The following is a 5453-nucleotide window of genomic DNA, read 5'->3' on the forward strand; positions in this document are numbered from 1 at the left end:
GTCGATCATCTCGCGGTTGTCGGCGAGATGCGCCTGGCCCGCCTCGGTGATCGAAAACACCTTCTTGTTGCCGTCGGCGGCGGAGGCGGCATAGCCGGCCTCTTCCAGGAAGGTCAGCGTCGGGTAGACCACGCCCGGGCTCGGGCTGTAGATGCCGCTGGTGCGCTCTTCCAGGGCCTTGATGATGTCGTAGCCGTGACGCGGCGCTTCGGCCAGCAGCGACAGCGTGATCAGCTTGAGGTCGCCGTCGGCCAGCATGCGTCCGGCGCGGAACATGTCGCCCGGACCGCCGCGCCCGCCACCACGGCCGCCGTGGCCGAACGGGCCAAAGCCGCCGCCCCCTCTGCCACCGAATTTGCCGGCCATGTGCATGAACATGCGCTCGCCGAAATGACCGCGCCCGAAATGATTGTGTTTGTGCATTGATTGCTCCTTGAGTTGTATCGTACGATATATCTTAATTAGGCAAGTCAATCGATGGAGTCAAGATATATCTTACGATGTATCTGAATGCAGCACCAGCGGGCTCGATTTTCCAGTCTCGGCCGCTTCGTTGCGAACGGCGGCCACCGATAAATTCGGCTACCAGCGCCCCTTGCGCCGGTTCCAGGCATAGAGAAGATCGGCAAAGCGATCGTAGGCAAAGCGTGTCAGCGGCAAGGCAACCGGATTGCCGAACAGCGTCGCCAACCAGCCCTCGCCCGGCGTGACCTTCCATACCGCGATGGCGACATCGGCGCCGACCAGCAGTCGGCCCTCGGCATCGGTGGCGTGCAGCCGGCGGCGGATATCCTCAAGCGACGCGCCAAATCCGGCTAGCGCTGCCGGTTCAAGATTGATGTCTCGGAACTCGATCCGCCCAGCCTTGACCGCTTCGATCAGCCGCCGCTTCTGCCTGCTGATCCCGGCATCGCAGACCGGGCAGCGCGTATTGTACCAGACGGTCAGCATAGTTCCGGCATTTGGTTGGTAGCGCAAACTTGAAGGACCACGAACGATCGGGCGCCGTCAAGACGTCGCTCGGTCGCTCGCGCGAAGGAGAATGTATCGGGCCAGCCGGTCCGGCCCTTCCGCTACAGGCTCTATCCGAGCGAGGTGACGATCTCGCGGTAGGCCAATTCGGGAAAGGCCTTCAGCGTCCGCGTCCTGACATTGCCGGCTGCCGCCAGCATCAGCGAGAAGCGCGCCAGCACCGCGTCGTCGGGCGCTTCGACCATCGCCACCATGTCGTATTCGCCCATGGTCAGGTAGAACGCCTTGAACGATCCGCCCATGTCTCCCAGCTGCTTTCTGGCGGCGTCGAGCCGCTTCGGTGACTCGCGCACGTTTCTGGCACCCTGCTCCGTCCAGTTCATCAGCACGATGTAGCTTGTCATGGCACACCTCCCTCCGGGGCCACGGAGCACGGCGGCTTCGCCGGGGCGGGCATCCGGGTTATCGCCCAGAAATGCATCCGACAGCGAAATTATCCTCCCGAAGGGCCCGGCCCGCAAGAGTGCGCCCCACAAACAAAAAAGGGCGCCATCGGCGCCCTTGAACTCTTTGCATCGGTAAGTCTCAGCTATCCAGGAAACTGCGCAGCTTGCGCGACCTGCTCGGGTGCTTGAGCTTGCGCAGCGCCTTGGCTTCGATCTGGCGGATACGCTCGCGGGTAACCGAGAACTGCTGGCCGACTTCTTCCAGCGTGTGGTCGGTGTTCATGCCGATACCGAAGCGCATTCTGAGCACGCGCTCCTCGCGCGGCGTCAGCGAGGCCAGCACGCGCGTGGTGGTCTCGCGCAGATTGGCCTGGATCGCCGCGTCGATCGGCAGGATCGCCATCTTGTCCTCGATGAAATCGCCCAGATGCGAATCCTCCTCGTCGCCGACCGGCGTTTCGAGCGAGATCGGCTCCTTGGCGATCTTCAAGACCTTGCGTACCTTTTCGAGCGGCATGGCAAGCTTTTCGGCCAGTTCTTCCGGCGTCGGCTCGCGGCCGATCTCGTGCAGCATCTGGCGCGAGGTGCGCACGATCTTGTTGATCGTTTCGATCATGTGCACCGGAATGCGGATGGTGCGCGCCTGATCGGCGATCGAACGCGTGATCGCCTGCCGGATCCACCATGTCGCGTAGGTCGAGAACTTGTAACCACGGCGGTATTCGAATTTGTCGACCGCCTTCATCAGGCCGATATTGCCTTCCTGGATCAGGTCGAGGAACTGCAGGCCGCGATTGGTGTATTTCTTGGCGATTGAGATGACGAGGCGCAGATTGGCCTCGACCATTTCCTTCTTGGCGATCGCCGCTTCGCGCTCGCCCTTCTGCACCTGGTTGACGATCTTGCGGAATTCCAGGATCGAGATCGCCGTTTCGGTGGCGAGGTTCTGGATCTCGGCGCGCAGGTCCTTGATCGCATCCTTCTCGTTCTTGGTGAATTCCTTCCAGCCGCGCGAGGTCAGGTTGCCGATCGAGCGCGTCCAGTTCGGGTCGAGCTCGGAACCCTGATATTCCTTCAGGAACTCTTCGCGACGCACGCCGTAGCTTTCGGCGAGCCTGAGCAGCTTGCCTTCGTTCTGCACCAGGCGCTTGTTGATGTCGTAGAGCTGCTCGACCAGCGCCTCGATGCGCGCCGTGTTGAGCGACAGCGACTTCACCGCCTTGATCAGCTGGTCCTTCAGCTCCTTCAGCCGGCGATCCTGGCTGGGCGACAGCGTGCCGGCCGCGGCCAGACGGTTCTCGACCTGCTGATCCTGCAGCTTGCGCAGCTTTTTGTAGGTGTCGGCGATAACGTCGAGCGTCTCCATCACCTGCGGGCGGAGTTCCGCTTCCATCGCGGCCAGCGACAGGCTTGCTTCGTCCTCGTCTTCGTCGTCGTCATCCGTCAGCCCACGCGTATCGGCGCCGACATTGGTGATGTCGTCTTCGTCGTCGCGCGAACGGCGCGGCTTGTCCTCGACCTTGGCTTCCTCGACGCGCTCGACCACCGGCGCCTGCTTGGCCTCGGGGCCGGCATAGGTGGCTTCGAGATCGATGATCTCACGCAGCAGGATCTTGGATTCGTTGAGTTCGTCGCGCCAGATGATGATGGCCTGGAAGGTCAGCGGGCTTTCGCACAGACCCGCGATCATCGTCTCGCGACCGGCCTCGATGCGTTTGGCGATGGCAATTTCGCCCTCGCGCGACAAAAGCTCCACCGAGCCCATCTCGCGCAGATACATGCGCACCGGATCGTCGGTGCGATCGGTCGGTTCTTTCTTGGTGGTGGTGGCGGCAACCGCGGTGCCGGTCTGCTCAGCCAGCTCGTTGGCGTCTTCCTCGGCATCGGCCGCGGTGTCGGCGGCCTCGGGCTCCTCGCCCTGCTCGTCGTCCTCGACCACGTTGATGCCCATGTCGGACAGCATCGCCATCGTGTCCTCGATCTGCTCGGAGGTCACTTCCTCTGAGGGCAGCACCGAATTCAGCTCGTCCATGGTGACATAGCCGCGCTTCTTGGCGGCCTTGATCATCTTCTTGACAGCATCATCGGAAAGGTCGAGCAGAGGGCCATCGGTGGCGCCTTCGCGTTCGGTTTCGACCTCTTCCTTTTCCTTTGTCGCCATAGTCTTTATCTTCTCCTAGCGGCCGAACTTCAAAGCCGCGTAAGCTGTCGGACCAGTCAAATCGGATGCGCTCGCTTATGAAACGCGCTTCACCGGGCCAGTAACTGCATCAACTCGTTTCGTTTGGTGTATGTCGTTGCCCCAAAACCGGGTTTCCCCTTTTTGGGCGACATCCATTAAGTCCAGATTAACCCTGATATCTGTGGCAGGCGGGCTGCCTGTCCAGTGACCAGTACCTCACATCGCTTATTTCCCGTCGACGCGGGTTCGGGTTAACGTTTCGAATCGTCCTGATTCCGCCAATCTGCCAGAAGGTCAAGCGCCTCTCGCATGATTCGCATGAAAAAAGCGAATCAATTACCCGACTTAGCCCGTTACGCGCCATTTCGACGCGCAACGACGCTTTCTCAATTCACTCGCTTCCAACTAAGCTCGCCCTGCCCTGCCCGAGGAGACGCCAAACCCTTCGATCAGCGCTTCCGTGGCTTGCACATCCTGGAATTGCGCCTGAATTTCGATCAGGTGCCGGTAGTTTTCGTCTGTGGGATCGGTGGCGAGCGCCGCTTCCGCCTGTTTCAGTTCCTTATGTAAGGTGCGCGCGCTGCGCTGCAAGTGCAGCGCCTGGCTGAAAGCATCGCGGGCATCTTCAAGGGCGGCGGTCTCCAGCGCCGGCCATTGCCGCATCCGCCGGATCAACCCGACGGCCCGCTCCCAGATCTCGGCGCAGCCGGCGCGTTCGATCGTCGCAATCACCGCCTGCCGGTCATTGGCCATGTCATGCGCCATTGCATCGAGGATTGCCGCATGCAGCCGCCTCAGATCGGAGTTGGCGAGATCGAGAAACTCGATATGGGCGAAATTCTCGTCGATCAGTGCCGGATGGTTGACCAATGCGACGATGATCGTCGCCTCGCGCACCGACATCCCCTCGCCGCCGCGTTTGACCAAAGCCGACTGGCCGAGACTTTCGGTGATCGCAATGCGGCCGCCACCGCTCTTGGCGAACTGCCCGCCGGGAGCGGCTGCCTTGCCCTGGCCCGGGCGCCCATCCTGGCGGCCGCTTTGCCTGGTGCCGCGCTGCGAGCCGAAGAAGCTCAACACGCGCTCGCGCATCTCCTGTTGATAATGGTAGCGGAGACTTTCATCGCGGATGCGGCTGGTCAGTTCGCGCAGCGTCTTCTCAAGCTCGGCCCGCCGCTCCGGCGTGTCGAAGACGCCGCCCGCCGTCTCACGCATCCATAAAAGATCGACCAGCGGCCGCGCCTCGGCCAGAACGCTACGAAACGCATCCGGTCCTTCGGCCTTGACCAGATCGTCGGGATCCTTGCCTTCCGGCAGCAGCGCGAAACGCGCCGAGCGGCCGGCCTGCACCGACGGCAGCGCCATGTCGGCGGCCCGCCACGCGGCCTTCAACCCGGCCTTGTCGCCGTCGAAGCACAACATCGGCTCCGGCGCCATGCGCCACAGCAGCTCGAGCTGGTTCTCGGTAAGCGCGGTGCCGAGCGGCGCCACGACATTCTCGAAGCCGGCCTGTGCCAGCGCGATGACATCCATATAGCCTTCGACGGCGATGACCGTGCCGCCCTTGGCCAAGGCCTTGCGGGCGCGGGCGAAATTATAAAGCACGTTGCCCTTGTGGAAGAGCTCGGTGTCGGGCGAGTTCATGTATTTGGCCAGCGCATCGGGCTGCAGCGCGCGGCCGCCAAAGGCGATGATCTTCCCCCTGGAATCCGGGATCGGAAACATGATGCGGTCGCGGAACCAGTCATAGGAAACCGGGATGTCGTCGCCGTGGCGCACCAGTCCGCAGGCCTCGATATCGGCTTTCGGCACGCCCCTGGCGGCGAGATGCTCCTTCAGCGCATTGCGGCTGT

General features: G+C 62.4%; 5 protein-coding genes. All 5 read right to left on the reverse strand.

Features of this window, described 5'->3' with window-relative positions; all coding sequences use genetic code 11:
• Positions 1-423, reverse strand: a 423-nt coding sequence (locus EN925_RS21385; RefSeq protein ID WP_164894312.1) for a PadR family transcriptional regulator, incomplete at its 3' end; no start/stop codon positions are given.
• A 159-nt stretch (positions 424-582) separates the two neighbouring features.
• Positions 583-951 (reverse strand): DCC1-like thiol-disulfide oxidoreductase family protein, encoded by a 369-nt coding sequence (locus EN925_RS21390; RefSeq protein ID WP_063168776.1) that lies wholly within the window; start codon positions 949-951, stop codon positions 583-585.
• 131 nt (positions 952-1082) lie between these two features.
• The gene (locus EN925_RS21395; RefSeq protein ID WP_063168777.1) at positions 1083-1376 is read right to left on the reverse strand and encodes a GYD domain-containing protein; all 294 of its coding nucleotides are present in this window, start codon (positions 1374-1376) and stop codon (positions 1083-1085) included.
• Between the two features lie 181 nt (positions 1377-1557).
• Positions 1558-3579, reverse strand: coding sequence for an RNA polymerase sigma factor RpoD (gene rpoD / locus EN925_RS21400; RefSeq protein WP_013530149.1), 2022 nt, complete (start codon positions 3577-3579; stop codon positions 1558-1560).
• A 426-nt stretch (positions 3580-4005) separates the two neighbouring features.
• On the reverse strand, positions 4006-5453 hold a 1448-nt coding region (locus EN925_RS21405), incomplete at its 5' end, for a DNA primase (RefSeq protein ID WP_128336887.1).

The sequence above is a fragment of the Mesorhizobium sp. M7A.F.Ca.US.006.04.2.1 genome, from assembly GCF_004022915.1.
Classification (GTDB): domain Bacteria; phylum Pseudomonadota; class Alphaproteobacteria; order Rhizobiales; family Rhizobiaceae; genus Mesorhizobium; species Mesorhizobium ciceri.

Coding starts and splice junctions, on each gene's coding strand:
- EN925_RS21395 (WP_063168777.1), bottom strand. CDS start 1,376: ATGACAAGCTACATCGTGCTGATGAACTGGACGGAGCAGGGTGCCAGA.
- EN925_RS21390 (WP_063168776.1), bottom strand. CDS start 951: ATGCTGACCGTCTGGTACAATACGCGCTGCCCGGTCTGCGATGCCGGG.
- rpoD (WP_013530149.1), bottom strand. CDS start 3,579: ATGGCGACAAAGGAAAAGGAAGAGGTCGAAACCGAACGCGAAGGCGCC.